Annotated in this window: 12 protein-coding genes; 3 read left to right on the forward strand and 9 right to left on the reverse strand. The window is 38.6% G+C overall.

What is annotated here, in order from left to right; genetic code table 11:
- Positions 1–10 precede the first annotated feature (10 nt).
- The 9 genes from tssM to AC0KVP_RS08980 all read right to left on the reverse strand — a co-directional run bounded on the left by tssM (position 11) and on the right by AC0KVP_RS08980 (position 11827).
- The gene (gene tssM, locus AC0KVP_RS08940) at positions 11–3769 is read right to left on the reverse strand and encodes a type VI secretion system membrane subunit TssM (protein WP_473340476.1); all 3759 of its coding nucleotides are present in this window, start codon (positions 3767–3769) and stop codon (positions 11–13) included.
- Positions 3770–3859: 90 nt separating this feature from the next.
- The gene (locus tag AC0KVP_RS08945; protein WP_473336116.1) at positions 3860–5287 is read right to left on the reverse strand and encodes a hypothetical protein; all 1428 of its coding nucleotides are present in this window, start codon (positions 5285–5287) and stop codon (positions 3860–3862) included.
- A complete protein-coding gene (gene tssG, locus AC0KVP_RS08950; RefSeq protein ID WP_473336118.1) occupies positions 5280–6281 on the reverse strand; it encodes a type VI secretion system baseplate subunit TssG in 1002 nt (333 codons plus the stop codon). The genes AC0KVP_RS08945 and tssG overlap by 8 nt, the downstream gene beginning before the upstream one ends.
- Positions 6245–8053, reverse strand: a complete 1809-nt coding sequence (gene tssF, locus AC0KVP_RS08955) for a type VI secretion system baseplate subunit TssF (RefSeq protein ID WP_473336120.1) — start codon at positions 8051–8053, stop codon at positions 6245–6247. The genes tssG and tssF overlap by 37 nt, the downstream gene beginning before the upstream one ends.
- 12 nt (positions 8054–8065) lie before the next feature.
- Positions 8066–8542, reverse strand: coding sequence for a type VI secretion system baseplate subunit TssE (gene tssE / locus AC0KVP_RS08960; RefSeq protein WP_010326723.1), 477 nt, complete (start codon positions 8540–8542; stop codon positions 8066–8068).
- A 66-nt stretch (positions 8543–8608) separates the two neighbouring features.
- Positions 8609–9112, reverse strand: a complete 504-nt coding sequence (locus AC0KVP_RS08965; protein WP_004693082.1) for an Hcp family type VI secretion system effector — start codon at positions 9110–9112, stop codon at positions 8609–8611.
- Between the two features lie 46 nt (positions 9113–9158).
- Complete coding sequence (gene tssC / locus AC0KVP_RS08970) at positions 9159–10640, reverse strand: type VI secretion system contractile sheath large subunit (protein ID WP_005399430.1); 1482 nt, start codon at positions 10638–10640, stop codon at positions 9159–9161.
- Positions 10633–11136, reverse strand: coding sequence for a type VI secretion system contractile sheath small subunit (gene tssB, locus AC0KVP_RS08975; RefSeq protein ID WP_005399429.1), 504 nt, complete (start codon positions 11134–11136; stop codon positions 10633–10635). The genes tssC and tssB overlap by 8 nt, the downstream gene beginning before the upstream one ends.
- Before the next feature lie 40 nt (positions 11137–11176).
- Positions 11177–11827 carry a hypothetical protein gene (locus AC0KVP_RS08980; protein WP_473336124.1) on the reverse strand — a complete coding sequence of 217 codons (651 nt, stop codon included), beginning with the start codon at positions 11825–11827 and terminating at the stop codon, positions 11177–11179.
- Between the two features lie 359 nt (positions 11828–12186).
- On the opposite strand from AC0KVP_RS08980, the gene tssH reads away from it, so the two are divergent.
- From tssH to tssK, 3 genes are read left to right on the forward strand one after another with little or no spacing between them, the layout of a single operon-like run.
- Positions 12187–14874 carry a type VI secretion system ATPase TssH gene (tssH, locus tag AC0KVP_RS08985; protein WP_473336126.1) on the forward strand — a complete coding sequence of 896 codons (2688 nt, stop codon included), beginning with the start codon at positions 12187–12189 and terminating at the stop codon, positions 14872–14874.
- Positions 14875–14897: 23 nt separating this feature from the next.
- Positions 14898–16028 carry a type VI secretion system protein TssA gene (gene tssA, locus AC0KVP_RS08990; RefSeq protein ID WP_473336128.1) on the forward strand — a complete coding sequence of 377 codons (1131 nt, stop codon included), beginning with the start codon at positions 14898–14900 and terminating at the stop codon, positions 16026–16028.
- Between the two features lie 5 nt (positions 16029–16033).
- A complete protein-coding gene (tssK, locus tag AC0KVP_RS08995; protein WP_078389292.1) occupies positions 16034–17398 on the forward strand; it encodes a type VI secretion system baseplate subunit TssK in 1365 nt (454 codons plus the stop codon).
- Positions 17399–17401 lie beyond the last annotated feature (3 nt).

Genomic DNA, 17401 nt, shown 5'->3' on the forward strand with positions numbered 1-17401 from the left:
TTTCGAGAAATCATAAACGAGACTCCTGTATCCCCGGTGTTGGAGCTTTAGGACTTGAAACTGTTGCTGAAGGTGTGGTTTGCGCTGCCACCACACGTACGGATTTATTGGTGACAATTTGATCGACCAGTTGCATGCCATTGTAACTGCGCTGCCCGCCTACTCCACCATTTGCGTCGCCGCTGATTAAACGGAAATTGACTTTTACTGCAAGCTCTGGATTTTGCTGATTTCTCCAAATCATTTCATAGCTTCCGCCACGTTGCGTTCGTTCAGCACCGTCAATTAAACGGTTAATGCCATATTCACCGGGCGCCTCAAAAATCGTATGGGTTTTCCCATCTAAATCAATGGCTGTAATACGTGCGCCTGGAATTGCTCCAGCATTTGGCCATACAAAATTCACCCATTGTTGAATGCCGTTTTCATAAAGCATTCTTTGTCCATCAATATCAATGGTATAGGATAAAAACTTAGGATTTTCAATTGGGTAAAATTGAAAATTGGATTGAGCCGTAGCAACAGGTGCAGATGAAGATTGATTTAGCGCTCCAGTTGCCATGCCATTACTTGGCGCAACATAGCTTTGAAAATTCATAACAAACTGTGGATTTAAGCTAATCCCTAAATCTTTCCACGTCTTAGAGGTCAAGGTATAACCACGACGAATGACCAGTGGATCAAGATACTCTTTGACATAACGCGCAATACTGCCATTTTCTCCAAGAATCTGGCTAATTTCATTGCTGGTTGCTTGCAATGTCGCTGAAGAATTAAATGGATATTTTTTACTCAGATTCGTGTTAAAAGGTTGGTAGACTTGCATAACCCATAGCTTATTCATCTCATCTTGTGCGGGGAGAATTAAACTTTCAAATGATTGTGTCAGTGGCGACATCAACAGCTTTTGGAGCAGTTTCTGATCAACCTCAGACAAACCAACGGACATTTTTTCATCGACCAGCTTCTGCGTTGTATTAAAAACAGAGTTTTGCTCATTAATGGTCGACTTAACCAAATTCATCGCAGATGGTCCAATATCCCCTGAGCTTTTCAAGTCATTGAATTTACTTCGGACTTGCGCTAAAGATAGCATGTATTCATCAAGCAAAGACTTATTTTGTTGATCATCACGCTTACGCACCAGCTGATAAAACATCTGGAATTCTTTAGAAATCGGGCCTTGCGCTTGATTCATGACTTTGGCATCAAGCTGAGTTTCATCTCGTCTTAATACTTTGCGTTTGAACCAAGCCACAAAACCTGTTTGTGGCGCTGCCAACTCCGCCATTACGACTGGATTGTCCCAACTGGTTTCTTTCGCAACGCGATCAAAAACACTTCGAATGGGTGAGTTTTCAGGCTCACCTAAAACTTGAACGAAACTCGCCTGTTGTCCATAATCCTTAGCTTTTGCATAATGTATCGCACCTAAAAATTTTCGCCACTCTGCAATATATTCTTTTTTATAGAGTTCTGTGAGTTGTTTACGGATTTGATCTGGACTACCACTAAATGATAAGTCATCTGACTGTGTGCTGTTGAGCACCCAGTCTTTGGTATCCGTAGGACGTTTTGCAACTTCATCGATGGCTTGTTCAACATATTCTGACCATGCAGCATGTGTAAACATACCCGGTAAGGCATAACTGCCTAAGATTGCATTTTGATTGGCATCGCCAAGCATTTGCTTTATGGTTAATGCTGGATAACGGACAGCCGCACGCATTTTTAATTCATTATAAACACGGTCTCGTGCAGGCATTCCACGAACAACAGACAAGAGAACTTGACGCGTTTGATCCACCACCAAGCTGTCTGAGCTGAGTACAGGAAATTTAGGATCACCAGCTAAAGTCATGCTATACGACAAAATTTGCTCTGCCTTTTGGATCATTTCTCCACGTGGCATTTGACCACGATTATTATCCAACCATGAACGCCAGAAACGTGTGACTTGATCACTTAAATGGCTTGCATCCATATATTGAGTATTACCCATCATTAAATAGGCTTTTAAAGCATTGTATGCATCTTGTGGATTTGCATCATTAGGCTCTAAATATTGCTGTGTTTTTGCAACAGGTGTCAGCTCTACATTTGCATGGTTTGTGCGCAATTTTTCTTCATTGCTTTTCACCCGCTGTAGATATTGGGCAATATTTTGTTGTGTTGGAATCAAGACGATTTGCTCAACACCTTTTAAATATTCTGTTTTTAACTTCTCCCGCAGCTCATCTCCCTGATATAAACCAAAACCTAGCTTTAAAGGACGATCTTCTTCAAATTGGTCCAACTGCTGCATGCGTTCCTGTAAAATCAAGAGTGCACTCAGTTGTGTAGACAACTCTTGGCCCGATTGCTTTTCAAGTAAAACGACTTTGTCTAAATCGGCTTGTACGTCTGCAATCAATTGCTGATTATTCCGATAAGACCACACCCATAGACTTAAAATGATGGCTACACCAAATAAAGCGGCAACAAAGGCAATATAACGCTGACGCTTTCGGCTAGGGTTAATATGCTGTTTAACGAGGTTCTTGTCTTTCAGAATAATGTCTGAGAATAAACCTTTTAAAAAATAACCATGGTTTTGCGAAACAGAGCGTGTTGGAATGCCATTTTCATTGTCTAAACCTTTTTGCAATAAAAAGTCTTGAGCAATTTGCTCGGTCATTGGACTTTCAATAATGCCTTCTTGAAGTGCGCTGGAGAAATAAAAGCCACGGAAAACAGGTTTAAATTGATAAGGGTTATCTTCAAACAGCGTGCCAATAAATGTCTTTAATGCAGGCTTTAAGCTTTTAAACTCTAAAGGAAATGTCATGACACTTGGAGAAATATTCTGCGAGTGTCGGCGGCTGAGATGTGTAGTACTAACGCCTTTTAAACCGTCATATAAGATGGAATAGTGTTTTTCAAACAATTCAACAGCATTATTGGCCCCATCGGTTGTATAAGGCAGTGTTGCCCCCCAAACCTGATCAAACTCACTGACCTCATAGCATTCAAAAAACTCAGTAAAGCCTGCAATCAGATCCATTTTAGAGAAGACCAAATAAACAGGCGAAAAAACCTCTAAGCGCTCAGTGAGATCTTGAATCCGTGCACGTAAATTCTTTGCCAATTTGATCGACTTTTCTGGGCTGTTACTGACCAACTCAGCAATACTGACAATCACAATCAAGCCATTGATTGGTGCTTTTGAGCGGTTTTTTTTCAAAATATTTAAAAAACCTAACCATTCAAAATGATCTTCCGCATAAACGGAATAACGACCCGCAGTATCTAATAACACACCTTCTGTTGAAAAAAACCAGTCGCAATGACGCGTTCCGCTGAGTCCAGCAGAAACTGATTTTTGATGGGTTTCTTCAAAAGGAAACTTTAAACCTGAGTTATAAATGGCCGAACTTTTACCCGCAGCAGGATTACCAATCACCATATACCATGGCAACTCGTAGAGTGCAGCATTGCCTTTTTTATCCCCCAGTTTTGATTTTCGAATCAACTGAATAGATTCTTTCATTTGTTGCTGAATCAAATAAAGTTCATCTTTGTTTTTTTGTTTGCCATATTCTGCATTGGTGTCATGTGCAATGGCATCGGCAAGAGCTTCACCTTGTGCTGCATGTCGACGACGTACAATGAGTAAATAAATCCCCCACAGCATCAACCCGAATACATAACAAATCATCAATGGCCAAAAGATTTTGGCTGGAATGACGTTATACATGGCCATTAGTGCGACAAAACCCGATATAGCCATAATGGCTTTAGGATTGCTCACATACTGCCAAACATAACCTAAGACGTTATAAAATAAAGAATTCACAGTACTCTCTTATTCTTTTTTAATTTAAATGGTTGGTTCTACAGGGATATTACTGTCTTCACACGCATGTAGAAAACAATGTGTAGACAATTGATCAGTGCTATAAATCATCGCCATCAACTCATCAGGCAAATGCATACTCAACATAAATCCAAATACTTTGGCCAAATGCTGCGTATGTCCAAAGCTTTGTTTGGTATGAATGAAGTGATGCGATTCAATTCCACTTTGATCGAAAATTTGGTTAAGTTTTTTCATGGTTTGAATGTCTGTAATATCATCGAGCATCAGTACAAAAGGTTGAATATCCTTAAATTGTTCTAATTGCTTCATCGCTGAGGATGCAAACTGATTGGCAAGATTGGCCTCGTTTAGCGCAATCTTGAGTTGTTTTAAGGGTTTGATATCAAGTAATGGTAAAGAAGATGATGCTAAGCACCAACTAGAGGCATATTCAGCAGGCAAGTAATGGTCGGTTAACCATGTTTTTTCATCGAGCAGTTCTTGGTCAATTTCAGAATCTACATTCAGGATGAACGTAATTTCCTCTGACTGCTGAGAAATTTGCTCCAATAACAGCATCCAATCTTTATAGGCTGTTTCTTGACTGAAATAATGGTGCTCAAGATGAATTTGCTGCGTAATCACGCCCAGTGAACTTAAATAATCCTGTACGACGCCACTGCTTTGTTCTTCATTCCAAACATGTAACATCGATTCAGGCAGCAGCATATGTATATTGATACGGTTTAATTTAGCAACCTGCTTCACATCAGGTTGTTCCTCTGGTTCATTGCTATCATATTCACTCGTAGGATCAATCCATGCCGGATGCATACGATACTCATAGGCCAATTCACTGTCATAAAATAAGGCCGATTGCTTTAAATGCTGTGAGATTTGCCACAATGTTTCTGCATGTTGCTCTAGTTGATGCTCGATCAGGGCTTGAATTCGCAGATGGCGCGGATGATCAATGACTTCATTATCATCCTGATTTGTAATGACATGGTCTAGTGCATGTATGCGATAAGACAGCATCGGTAAGCCATAGGCATTTTGTAATTGCGTATCGAGCTCTGGGCTTTTAAATTTTTTAATCTCGTCAAGAATCTCGTCATTTTCCCCAAAGGCACTATATGCAGAAGATGAATAAATATTCAGGTTCAACCACTGAATTTCAACAGGTTCAGCCTGTTGGTTGTCATCATCCTGATGTTGTTCTACTTGCGCTTGTTTTTGCTGCTCTTTGCGCTTTTGGTGGGCTTTAATTGCATGATAAATAAATACTGGAGACCATAAAATTACGCACAGAATCAGAGGAAATAGAAGTAAATAATTAAGCAGGTCTGCCCCAGTTGGGTCATACTGAATGTCACGCCAGTAAAAAATGACGATTCCTGCGACAAGCAACAATAAGCTGCTCACAGTACCAATAAAGAGCTTAAGCATGCCCCATCCCCATCAATGTATAACAGGTTTCATGATTGTGTTCGGTCGGCATCGGCATTAAAAAAGCACCTTGTGATAAACCAATGGTCATCGTTGAACTCAGCTGAATCGGTTGAATATCCTCTTTTCTCAGGATGATTCTTAAATCCACCCCAAGCGTTGGACTGAGCCAGCTTGCAAGTAATCGTTTAAGTTTTATACTCTCAGCTTGATCGGGTAAAAATTTTAAATATTCGGCGTATGAGATGGGACCAACTTCTATTTCAATTTTTCCATCTATTTGACGGATATTTTCTCCACAAAAGGTATTAATGCCCAATTGGTTAGCACTACCCCCAAGTGTGCTTCTTTGTTCAGGGGACAAGTGAAAGATCTCTTCCACAAATTCTTTAATTATAAACGGTTGCTTAAACACGCAACTCAGCATGGTTTTTAGCGCATGTGATGTGTTATTTTGCCCCTGCATTAATCCAGCGAATTCAGCAAAATAATGATCTAAGTCTTGTTGCTCATGTTGAGCACTCACATAACCATTTAATGCATGCAAAATATCGAGGTAATGATTTTCTTGCTCAATCTCATAGCGAATCGGTAAATGGTAAGCTAAAGATGCATCCACATATTGCGCCGTGAGCTTGTGATTAAATAAACCTAAAAAATGAAGTGTTTCATTCCTTTGTATACGCGCACTTTGTTTAATTTTATTGGTATAGCTATACGGTAAGGTGCCCTGAATCCCAGTTAAACCAATCATTAAGTTGATTAAGTGAATTTTTTCTTCGTCAAGAGTCAAACTCTCAATTTCTGCATTCGGAAAATTGAGATTCAGTGAACTATAAAACTTAAACTGCTTTGCCCAATCCTCTTCTTTTTGAGCATCGGGAGCTTCCGCATGACGTAATAATCGCGTCGCCTGAATAAACTCAAAAGCGTTCGGTTGTTCAACCAGTACGTCAACTATAGAAGTGTCTTGCCACCAACGTTCTGCACGCATTGGTATAACTCCTGTTGAGATTGAGCATCTGAAATAACAACATCGACAAAACTATTCATCTGGACTTTTAAATTAAAGACATGCGACAACAACTGGCTAAAAATATACAAGCTATGTCCTCGAAACACTTTCGAATCAATCCCTAGATTTACTTTCAACCCTCGTATAAAAAGTGGGAATGGTTTTGCATCCACCATCTTTTGCTTTAATTCAAAATTAACCGACTGGATCGCATTAATAATAAGGTGGTTTTCTTTAAGCTGAGGCAGATTGTAGAGTTCAAGTAGTTCTTGAATATGGCTTAAAGCATCGCCCTTTGTGAGAGATAAAGTATTTAATGATAAATGCGAAATGATCCGCCATTGCTCTTTTTTATTTTGTTCAAAATAATAGGGTTTATTCGGTCTTTTTAAAACCACAGCTCGCCGTGCCAGACTACTATCATTCAAATTTAATATATTGTTGGCTTGGCTCAATGCCTCATGCGGTAAATCACGATTGGAGCATAATAATTGCATACTGATAAAATCAGATTTTGTTGTTTCAGGCGATAAATTTTTTGAAATAATACTATAACCTGTTTCAACATATTTATTTTGTAGCTGTGCCGAATTCAAACTATAAAAAAACTGAGTCTCATCCTTTTGATAATGACTCATCGCAAAGAATGGATAAATTTCAAAGGTAGTTTGATCTTTATTCGATTTTTCACGAATCATTTGCATTTTAGTAATCGAATAAGTTTGATAAAACTCAGGATGATGAGCATCTGTAATTAAAGGATATTCGAGTTGTTGATGATTAATTTTTTGAGGTTCAGCCTGTTTTTTAAATAAATTGATAACTGGCACGACATATAATTTAAAATTTGCGATATTCAACTCAGAATAATTTCGAATATTGACCTGATCATTTAAATTTAATTTAAGATGAATCAAAATTTCAAACTGATTTTGCTCTTTTTCTAAATGTTTTAACAAACCTAAGTTCATATTGAGGAAATTAAATTTTTCAGAAAAACAGAAATATTCCATCAACAGCCGGTATGCATGATGTGTATGTTGATCTAAGGGCAACAAACTTTCACTTTCAGCAAAACCCATGATACTAAACGGATTTGGGATGTCGATGACGCGATGACCAACCTTTAATGAAAATCCTGTACTCGACTGGAAAACAGCATCCAAAACTTGTAGTGGAAAATTGGATATCGCATCCAAATAAATAGGCAAATTTTCTTTTTCTAAAATTTGATGTGCCTGATTAAAAATATTAAATCCTAAGCTAAGCGTTGCATTTTGATTTAAATGCATATGAGCACTAGGATTCGTTTTAAAATTGAGATGACTCAGTTCAATGGGTAATAACTTTAGTTCTTGTGTGGTGCTAAATTCACACTGTACACCTTTAAAACTTCTTGATTTTATTACAGTATTTTTAGGAATGAGATGAGCTTCAGTTAATTGTTTACACTTATTTAAGTCTTCAAAACTGACCACAGTACATGCAGGAAAAGGTTTGAGATATTGAGGAAACATTACCTCAAACAAAGACCGAGTAAAAATGTCGTAACTGTCAGCCAGCTTCTTATCGATTCTTGCTGCAATTAAAGAAAAGGACTGAATTAAGCGTTCTATATGTGGATCATCTACTTGCTCTTGGTTTAAGGATAAACGCTGAGCGATTTTTGGGTATTTTTGCGAAAATTCACGAGACTGCTGCCCAAATTCTTGTAATTGTTTTTCGTAGTACGGTAATAATTCTTCAATCACAAATCAGCCCCATTAAGCTCTTGCAGAAATAACATATTGTTGTGTTGTCGGTTTGAGCAAAGCATCAAAAATCACGGGTTCATATAAAGGATGAATATTTAAATAGGCTTGAATGCTCAAACACAGAGCCCCCATATTTTGTCCATCGAGCAACATTTCGACTTTGATTTGTTTTAGTCTCGGTTCATGCGCTGTAATAGACGCAGCAATCGATTGGCAAATTTTATCGCGATCGGTCGGATTCGCAGTCGATAATCCAACAAAATCAATGATTCCAAACTGAACAATGGACTTTTTTACCAACGGAAAAGCATCAATTGAATCATTAAAATTGGCCATACGACTGTTCAACAAATCTTCTAAGTCGGTCGCGACGGATTCACGTAGCTCCTGAAGAGACATGCCCAATCGGTCCTGTTCAGTGGTCGGTAATAATCGGTCAAATAGCGTTTTTCTAAACCCATAGGGATAAAGCTGATCTAGATTCATGTTGATTAAAATCATCTCGCATAAATAAAGGCCAACGTTGGTTAGCCTTTATTTTTTCAGTTATTTTTATGCAGCGTATGATGCAGTATTGTTTGATAGAGACCATTTTTTGGTCACAGCACCTTTTTGCGTGCCATTAATATCTTGCTGATTATATGTCCATTCCACAGCAGCATATTTCAAACCAAACCCTTCAAGCGGAACACCTTCCTCACTGACTGTTGGCGTAACACTTGAAACTAAAACATGCTTCAATTTAATTTGTAGATACTTGATGCGCTTATCGCCATTTGCGCGATAAAAATCAATTTGTACTTCATCAAAGGTATAACCGGCTGAACATGCTTCCCAAAGTTTTGGACTGGTTGCATCCAAATCTTTAACAAATAGCATATCTGAATGTTCAACACGTTCCGCTGTATGACCACCAACACTTGATGATGTTGCAGACTTTGGCTGACGAATATTGTGCGACCAAGAGTTCACTTCTAACCAGCCTTGGTGCTCTGTATCGCGTGACTCGCCATCGACCTTATATTTACCTCTGAACTGTACATATATGTCTTTCATTTGTAATCTTTTCCTATTCTAAAGTTATTATGTGTTGGCACTCAAATTAGTTTGAGGACTGAGGTAACTCAGTAACAAGTCGCAGTGATACTGACAATTCATCCAACTGGAAATGTGGTCTCAAGAAAACCACAGATTTGTAGTGCCCCGGTTGTGCTGGGTTCTCTACAACTTTGACAGATGCTTCACGCAGCGGATATTGCGCTTTCGCCTCTTGTGAAGCCCCGTCATCAAGCAAAATATATTGAGCCAACCACTCATTTAAAAATGTTTCAATGTTTCCAGCCGAAGCAAAGCTTCCGACTTTATCTCGCATCATGGCTTTTAAATAATGTGCAATACGTGAAACGGCCATAATGTACTGAATTTGGCTAGATAAAGCAGAGTTTGCATTGGCAGAATCGCTATTATACTTTTTAGGCTTCTGCGTCGATTGCGCACCAAAAAATGCTGCATAATCTGTATTTTTACAGTGTACTAAAGGAATAAAGCCAAGATCACTGAGCTCTTTTTCACGACGGTCAGTAATCGCAATTTCAGTTGGACATTTAAAGACCACTTCACCATCACTGGTTTTAAAGGTATGAACAGGTAATCCCTCTACCAAACCACCACCTTCAACCCCACGAATAGCAGCACACCAACCATGCATATCAAAAGCATTGGTCAAACGCGTGCCAAAAGCATAGGCTGCATTCATCCATAAATATTCATCATGATTTTGCCCAGAGACTTCTTCCACAAAATTAAAGCCTTCAGTCGCTGTACCTTCCTTAGGGTGATAAGGCAGACGACCCAATACACGCGGCATTGTTAATGCAACATAGCGCGCATCATCACTTTCTCGGAAAGAACGCCACTGGACATATTCAGCGGTTTCAAAAATTTTAGATACTTCACGCGGACGGTCAATATCTGTAAAGGATTCCAATCCGAGGATGTTGGCATCTGCTGCAGAAATAAAAGGTGCATGTGCAGCTGCAGCAACATGTGAAATTTGTTCCAGCAAATACATGTCTGAAGGTGTACGATCAAACTCAAAATCGCCAATTAATGTGGCATATGGCGCACCACCAAATGACCCATATTCTTCTTCATAGATCTTTTTAAACAATGTACTTTGATCAAAGTCCGTTGCGCCTTGAAAATCCTTGATTAATTCTTTCTTCGTTGTATTCAACATACGAATCTTAATCAATGGATTAGATGGCGTTTCTTGGCAAAAGTAATATAAACCGCGCCAGGTCGATTCAATTTTTTGAAATTGTTCGTCATGGATAATTCTACTGAGCTGCGTCGAAATGAGCGCATCAATTTCAGCAATACGCTTATCAATCGATAATGTCATATTTTCTGAAACAGTAATCGTTCCCGCCATCACTTCTTTAGCAAGTTCGCCAATTAAACTTTTCGCTCGATCATGCTCTTCTTCATTTCGAGCAATTCGACTACGTTCAACAATTGAATCTAATAACGTAAATTCTTCAGTGGTATCTTGAGCAACTGCTGCAGATTGGGCATTATTCATTTTCAGCCTCCACACTCATTTTGCGTACTTGATCTGTATTTTGCAGAACTTGATCAAGTAGATCTTCTAATCGCTCATTATTCGAAATTTTGTTACGCAAATCAGTCAAACGTTCACGAGCTTCCACCAATTTTCTCAAAGGATCCACTTGCTGAACCACATTTTCAGGACGAAAATCTTCCATCGACTTAAAGGTCAAATCAACAGACATACGTCCACCATCTTCAGTCAATGTATTTTCAACTTGATAGGCAGCACGTGGTGCTAAGGACTCCATGACTTCATCAATGTTTTCTAAATCAACATTAATAAATTTTTTGTCTTTGAGCTTGGTTTTTTCTATTTCAGATGCCGCTGAGAAATCACCTAAAACACCAACAACAAATGGTAATTCTTTGATTTCTTTAGCATCACCAACTTCAACATCATAAGTCAGTTGTACCCGAGGTGGTCGAATACGCTGTAACTTTTTTTGGACGCTTTCACGTTTAGCCATATGAAAATCCTGTTTTTTATTATTTCAAAAATGAAAGTTTTTAAAGTGAATTAAAGGGATTTGTATTCGGCTTGCTCGCCACTTCAGTTGATTGTGCTTTCTCAACTTTTTTGGGTTTTGCCACCTGAGCCGTTGTTTTCTTTGTGGTTTGTTTGGTTGAACTCGCAGTCTTACGCGTGGTTTTCTTTGGTGCTTTGATCACCACGGCCTTTGCATCACTCGTATCTGGCGCAGGCAAAGAATTACGAACGAGATTAGACAGCTCTTTAGCAGGTGGATAAGTTAAATCTGCAGATAAATAGCGCACTTCTTCTTGACGCATATGGTTTAACGCCGTATTTGCAATCGAAACGCCAGCTAAAAACCGAGTATCTGTTAATGATGTATGATTAATATTTCGCGCATTTAACTCTTCAACCAGTTGAAGTGCTTTATAACTTTTCCCAAGTTCTTGATATCGACTAGCAGCTTGAACCAATAATTTATTTTTTAGCTCATCATTTTTTTTATTTTTACTATCGCAAATCTGTGCATATAAACTTAGTAAATCGTGATCAGTTTCACCATTTACCAATGGGTAATTTTTAATACATTTCTTTTTTAAACTAATACCCTCTTCTGCCGCTGCAAAAGCAAATGGTGTCACCGTTAATAAAACGAATGTAGGTAAAATTAAATAATATTTTTTCAAAACTTGCCTCAAATCTTTATGAATAAAAAATTAAAATTATTATCAGTAACTTCGATTTAAAATATACACACCCTAGGTAAATATTTCTGCTTATATAATGCGCTTGGATTTAACAAAAATATGGTACCTAAAGTCAAGGAAAGAAATGTTACTCAAAAGTAACTATGTTTGTTTTTTGTAATATATCTTCTTTTTTATCTAAATTTCATTTGTGTATTATGATGGCATATATATAAAATACTCGCCAAATAGCATTTATAATGACTTGTAAAATGCTAATTTATAAATAATTTTATATTTACACTAAAAACACAGATAGCCATTGGCATATTTGTCTTGTAAAAACTTTGCTATAAAGCATGACTGAGTTACATATGAATAACCTTAAAATATTAATTAAGAAGCTATCTAATCATGCGCGTGTTGCTCTAGAGAAGTCTGCAAATAGTTGTATTAATCAACAAAATTATGAAATCGAAATTGAGCATTTTTTTCTTGAATTATTAGAACAATCAGAACCAAATGATCTCCACTTATTAGTTGAAAAATATAAAATTTCCCATGATTTCTTAGTTAAGGATTTGCAACTCAGTCTTTCCCAGTTACCTAAAGGAAATACCCGTACCCCGATATTTGCTCAATCCATTATTCGTTTATTGGAGCAAGCGTGGTTACTTGCTTCAGCCGAACAAAATCCTGTCATTCGAACAGGTCATATTTTGGTAGCACTTTTAACAGCACCAGATTTGCATCAAATGGCATTACGCGCTTCGAGCCAATTTGAACTGTTCCCGATCGATACAATGAAGCATAAATTTTTAGACCTATGCTCAAACAGTATCGAACAAGACGTTTTACAGGAAACAGCGCCAAGTGAAAGCACTGAGCCTGCACAGCATTTGGCTAAAAACAAAACGCCAGCACTTGATCAATATACAATTAACCTAACCCAAAAGGCACAAAGTGGCCTTATCGACCCTGTTATTGGTCGTGAGTTTGAAATACGTTTAATGCTCGATATTTTGATGCGTCGACGCCAAAATAACCCCATTTTAACTGGTGAGCCGGGTGTAGGAAAAACGGCTGTCGTTGAAGGTTTGGCATTAAAAATTGTGAACAACCAAGTGCCTGATGCTTTAAAAAATGTTCAGCTGCATACGCTTGATATGGGACTATTACAAGCAGGTGCCAGTGTAAAAGGTGAATTTGAAAATCGCCTGAAACAAGTGATTCAAGAGGTTCAGTCTGCCACTCATCCTATAATTTTATTTATTGATGAAGCACATACTTTGATTGGTGCGGGAGGTCAAGCAGGCCAAAATGATGCTGCCAATCTATTAAAACCCGCACTGGCTCGTGGTGAGTTACGTACCATTGCAGCAACCACATGGGCTGAATATAAACAATATTTTGAGAAAGATGCAGCGCTCAGTCGACGCTTTCAAGTCGTTAACGTTGAAGAACCAACCGAAGATGTCGCCATCGATATGTTACGTGCCATGCTACCAGTCATGGCCAATCATTTTAATTTAAATATTGATGATGAAGCTATCATCACAGCCGTACACTCTTCACATCGTTATATTAGTGGTCGTCAACTCCCAGACAAAGCAATTAGTGTACTGGATACAGCCGCAGCGCGTGTAGCACTCACTCAGAATGCAAAACCTGTAAAGTTAGATCAGATACTTGCTCAACAACATAATCTCAAACTTGAATATGAGATTTTAGAAAATGAACATAAAAATTTACCGATTCATCATGAGCGCTTGCACGATTTGAAGCAAAAACTAGCGCAGCTTGAGCGCGAAATTGAATACACTCAAACGCAGTGGCAAAAAGAAAGAGCGCTTGTTGAACAGATAAAACAACTCCAACAAGATACAACGGCTAACAATGCTCAAGAAGAGATTACTGCGCTTCGTGAAGAATTAAGCAATGTACAAGGCCAGAATCCCTTAGTGTTTGAGCGCGTTAATGCACAAATCATTAATGAAATTATTTCAGACTGGACCGGTATTCCTGTGGGCAATATGGTGAACGATGAAATAAAACAGATTCTCAGCCTAGAAAGCAAACTGGCTGAGCGTGTTATGGGACAAGACTCTGCCCTACATCAACTGGTTCAGGGGATTAAAACATCTAAAGCAAAATTGGATGATCCTAATAAACCGCAAGGCGTGTTCATGTTGGTGGGGCCAAGTGGTGTCGGTAAAACCGAAACCGCACTTGCGCTGGCGAGTGAGCTTTATGGTGGAGAATCCCACCTGATCACCATTAATATGTCTGAATATCAAGAAGCACATACCGTTTCTTCTTTAAAAGGTGCTCCACCTGGATATGTGGGATATGGTCAAGGTGGTGTGCTGACTGAAGCGGTTCGCCGCAATCCTTATAGCGTGGTTTTACTGGATGAAATTGAAAAAGCACACAACGATGTTCAAGAACTCTTTTATCAAGTTTTTGACAAAGGTACGCTTGAAGATGGTGAAGGACGAATCATCGACTTTAAGAATACCACCATTATTTTGACCTCGAATGTAGGTTCGAATGCCATTATGCAGGCGTGTTTGAATCAACCGATTGAGGAGTGGCCAACAGCAGAAAGCCTAGCTGAGCAGTTAAAACCAAGTTTATATAAACAATTTAAACCTGCTTTTTTAGGGCGCATGCGTATCGTTCCCTATTTCCCACTGCATGATGATTTACTGGTTCAAATTATCCATCATAAAATCAAGAAAATAACCGCTCGCCTTGAGAAGCAGTACCAAAGCAAAGTTCAATATTCAGAGGAACTGGTAGAACTGTTATTAAGTCGCTGCACGGAAGTCGATAGCGGCGCACGGAATGTTGATCACATTTTGAATGCCAGTATATTGCCTGCTTTAGCCACAGAAATATTGATGGCTCTGGCAGCCGGTCATTTTCCCAAAGTTATTCAGATCGATGTCAAAGATGATGAAATTACTTATATTTTAGACCCCTGCGAAAAAACCACGGCTAAAAAGAAACGACATCCTGCTAAAAATAAAGCGAATCAAGTTTAATAAAATATATAGAGTGTAAAATTATGAGCTTAGAAATCGAGCCTTTATTGTCTCCTATCTCAAGCGATCAACCATGTGGACAAGACTTATCTTTTTCCAATGAATTCCACGCTATCAAAATTGCAAAAACTCAGGATGATCCATTACTTGATCAAGGCGACTGGGTCGCTGAACCTAAGCAAGCAGACTGGCAGTTCGTTGAACAAAAATCTATCGAGCTCCTCACGGGAAAATCGAAGGATTTACGCTTATTGGGCTGGTTACTTGAAGCGTGGTCAAATTTATACGGATTCGAAGGCACTGCAAAAGCCCTAGAGCTTATGCACCGGACACTAAATGAGTATTGGACACAACTTCATCCTGAAATTGAAGAAGAAGATTTAGATCAACGTCTAGGTTTATTACAAGGTTCAATTAATCATTTGATTCCACTGATAAAACAAGTCGCTATCGTGAATGTTCCTGCATTTTCACTCAGTGATTATGAAGCCTTACTGAGACAAAAAAACCATTTGTTGAAACAAGTAGAAAGTTATACAGATGATGCCAATAGCTCTCAGATTTTGGAACAATTTGAGCAGAGCCTGTTCAACACATCAAAATCATTTCAATATCAGAACTATCAACATTTTTCGGCGATTCTGGCTGAATGGTCAATTTTGAAAAGTGTGTTAGATACCTTAATGGGCTTAGACGCACCAAGCTTTGCTGCGATTGATACTCAGCTTGAAAACATCCACACCAGTTTAAAAAAGCTCTACAAAACCGATGTTTTTACCCAACCTGTAATGGCGACACAAACATCTGAGTCTTCTGCTGCCGCAACGATAACAACACAGGCACTTTCATTTACCCAGCACAAAGAACAAGAGATTGACATGAACACCGTCCATCCATCCAAAGGCTTTCAGGTTCAACCGCAAAATCACTTAGCAAACCGTGAACAAGCCATGCGGGTATTACAAGAAATTTCTGACTATTTCCAAGCCAATGAACCGCATAGTCCCGTAAGTTATATGTTACAGAAAACTATCAAGTGGAGTCAGATGCCACTACATGAATGGTTAAATCAAGTGATTAAAAACGAAAATCCACTGCATAACGTCCAAGAACTACTGGGCGTACAACAAGCAAATGAATCAAGCGACTGGTAATCTAAATGTTTAAAGCAGAAAAAATACTTTGGGGTGAAGGTCTATTTTTACGTCCTCAACATTTTCAATTACAAGATGCGTATCATGAACAACGTCTGAATCATACCATTCGTTCCACGATTCCATTTGCCTATGGCATTCAAAATATTCAATTTGATGAGGCCCAGTTACACACGCATATCTTGGCACTTGAAAGTATTAGTATGATTTGGCAAGATGGTGAAATCTATCAAGCGCCGACACGTGATTTACTGCCTGAGCCAGTGTTATTAGATGAACTGAATTTACGTGGCGAAATCCTGGTTTATTTAGCCTTGCCGATTGTACAAGCCAATAAGAAAAATGTGAGCGCTGAAAATAGTGCACAGTTCGGTCGCTATCATTCTTATCTAACCTCAACTCATGATTTATTTACAGATGCTACTGCGGCAGATATCACCTTATTGCGCCGCCGTGCAGAGTTTCGCTTGTTAGAGGTCAACGCAGAACCGAATCAAGAGCTTGATGGCTTTTTGTATTTAGCTTTAGCAAAAATTAAACGTCAAAGCTCAGGTCAATTTGAATTTGATCGTCATTTTATTCCGCCTATCTTGCATATTGAATCTTCTGAAAATCTTATCTCGAGTTTGAAACGCAGCTTAAATGTTATCAAAGCGAAAATTAAAACTATTCAAAGTAATAATCGAGAAAACGAGCAAAAACTGATTGAATTTCGCTCTGGCGACATTGTGTCATTTTGGCTGGTTAATGCACTCAACACAGCACACGCGACGTTGAATCATTTATTGCAATACCCGCATATCCATCCAGAGCGGCTATTCTTTGAATTATTACGTTTGACTGGCTCATTGCTGACTTTTTCAACGGCTCATGAGGTTGATCATTTACCTCGCTACCAACATCATAATTTACAAGAAAGTTTTAGTCAGCTTGATGTCATTCTACGTGAGTTATTAGATACGATTATTTCAAACCGCTACATCAGTATCCAATTAAAAGAAACGCGACCATCTTATTGGTTAGGCAGTTTAGAGTCAGACAAAATTACTCGAGATTCAAGACTTTACTTGGCTGTTTCTAGCAGCATGATGCAAAGTCACGAACTAATTCAATTGGTTCCATTGAGATTTAAAGTCGGCAACACCGTAGATGTTGAACAACGCGTCATTGCAGCACTTCCTGCAGTTCCTTTGCATCATTTAATGCAGGTTCCAACCGCTATTCCAGTGCGATCTGGTGTGAGTTACTTTGAAATTGAACCAAATAATGACTTATACCAACGCATGTTGGATGCCGAGTCGATTTGTATTTATATTCCGGCAGGTTTCCAAGATATTGCTGTTGAATTGATTGCTGTGATGAATGGCTAAGGA

Source organism: Acinetobacter sp. DL27 (genome assembly GCF_055810995.1).

Excerpts from the sequence above, each read along its gene's own strand:
- tssC (WP_005399430.1), bottom strand. The coding sequence starts at position 10,640 with ATGAATAATGCCCAATCTGCAGCAGTTGCTCAAGATACCACTGAAGAA.
- tssH (WP_473336126.1), top strand. The coding sequence starts at position 12,187 with ATGACTGAGTTACATATGAATAACCTTAAAATATTAATTAAGAAGCTA.
- AC0KVP_RS08965 (WP_004693082.1), bottom strand. The coding sequence starts at position 9,112 with ATGAAAGACATATATGTACAGTTCAGAGGTAAATATAAGGTCGATGGC.
- tssE (WP_010326723.1), bottom strand. The coding sequence starts at position 8,542 with ATGAATCTAGATCAGCTTTATCCCTATGGGTTTAGAAAAACGCTATTT.
- tssB (WP_005399429.1), bottom strand. The coding sequence starts at position 11,136 with ATGGCTAAACGTGAAAGCGTCCAAAAAAAGTTACAGCGTATTCGACCA.
- tssK (WP_078389292.1), top strand. The coding sequence starts at position 16,034 with ATGTTTAAAGCAGAAAAAATACTTTGGGGTGAAGGTCTATTTTTACGT.
- AC0KVP_RS08945 (WP_473336116.1), bottom strand. The coding sequence starts at position 5,287 with ATGCTTAAGCTCTTTATTGGTACTGTGAGCAGCTTATTGTTGCTTGTC.
- tssA (WP_473336128.1), top strand. The coding sequence starts at position 14,898 with ATGAGCTTAGAAATCGAGCCTTTATTGTCTCCTATCTCAAGCGATCAA.
- tssM (WP_473340476.1), bottom strand. The coding sequence starts at position 3,769 with ATGGCTATATCGGGTTTTGTCGCACTAATGGCCATGTATAACGTCATT.
- tssG (WP_473336118.1), bottom strand. The coding sequence starts at position 6,281 with ATGCGTGCAGAACGTTGGTGGCAAGACACTTCTATAGTTGACGTACTG.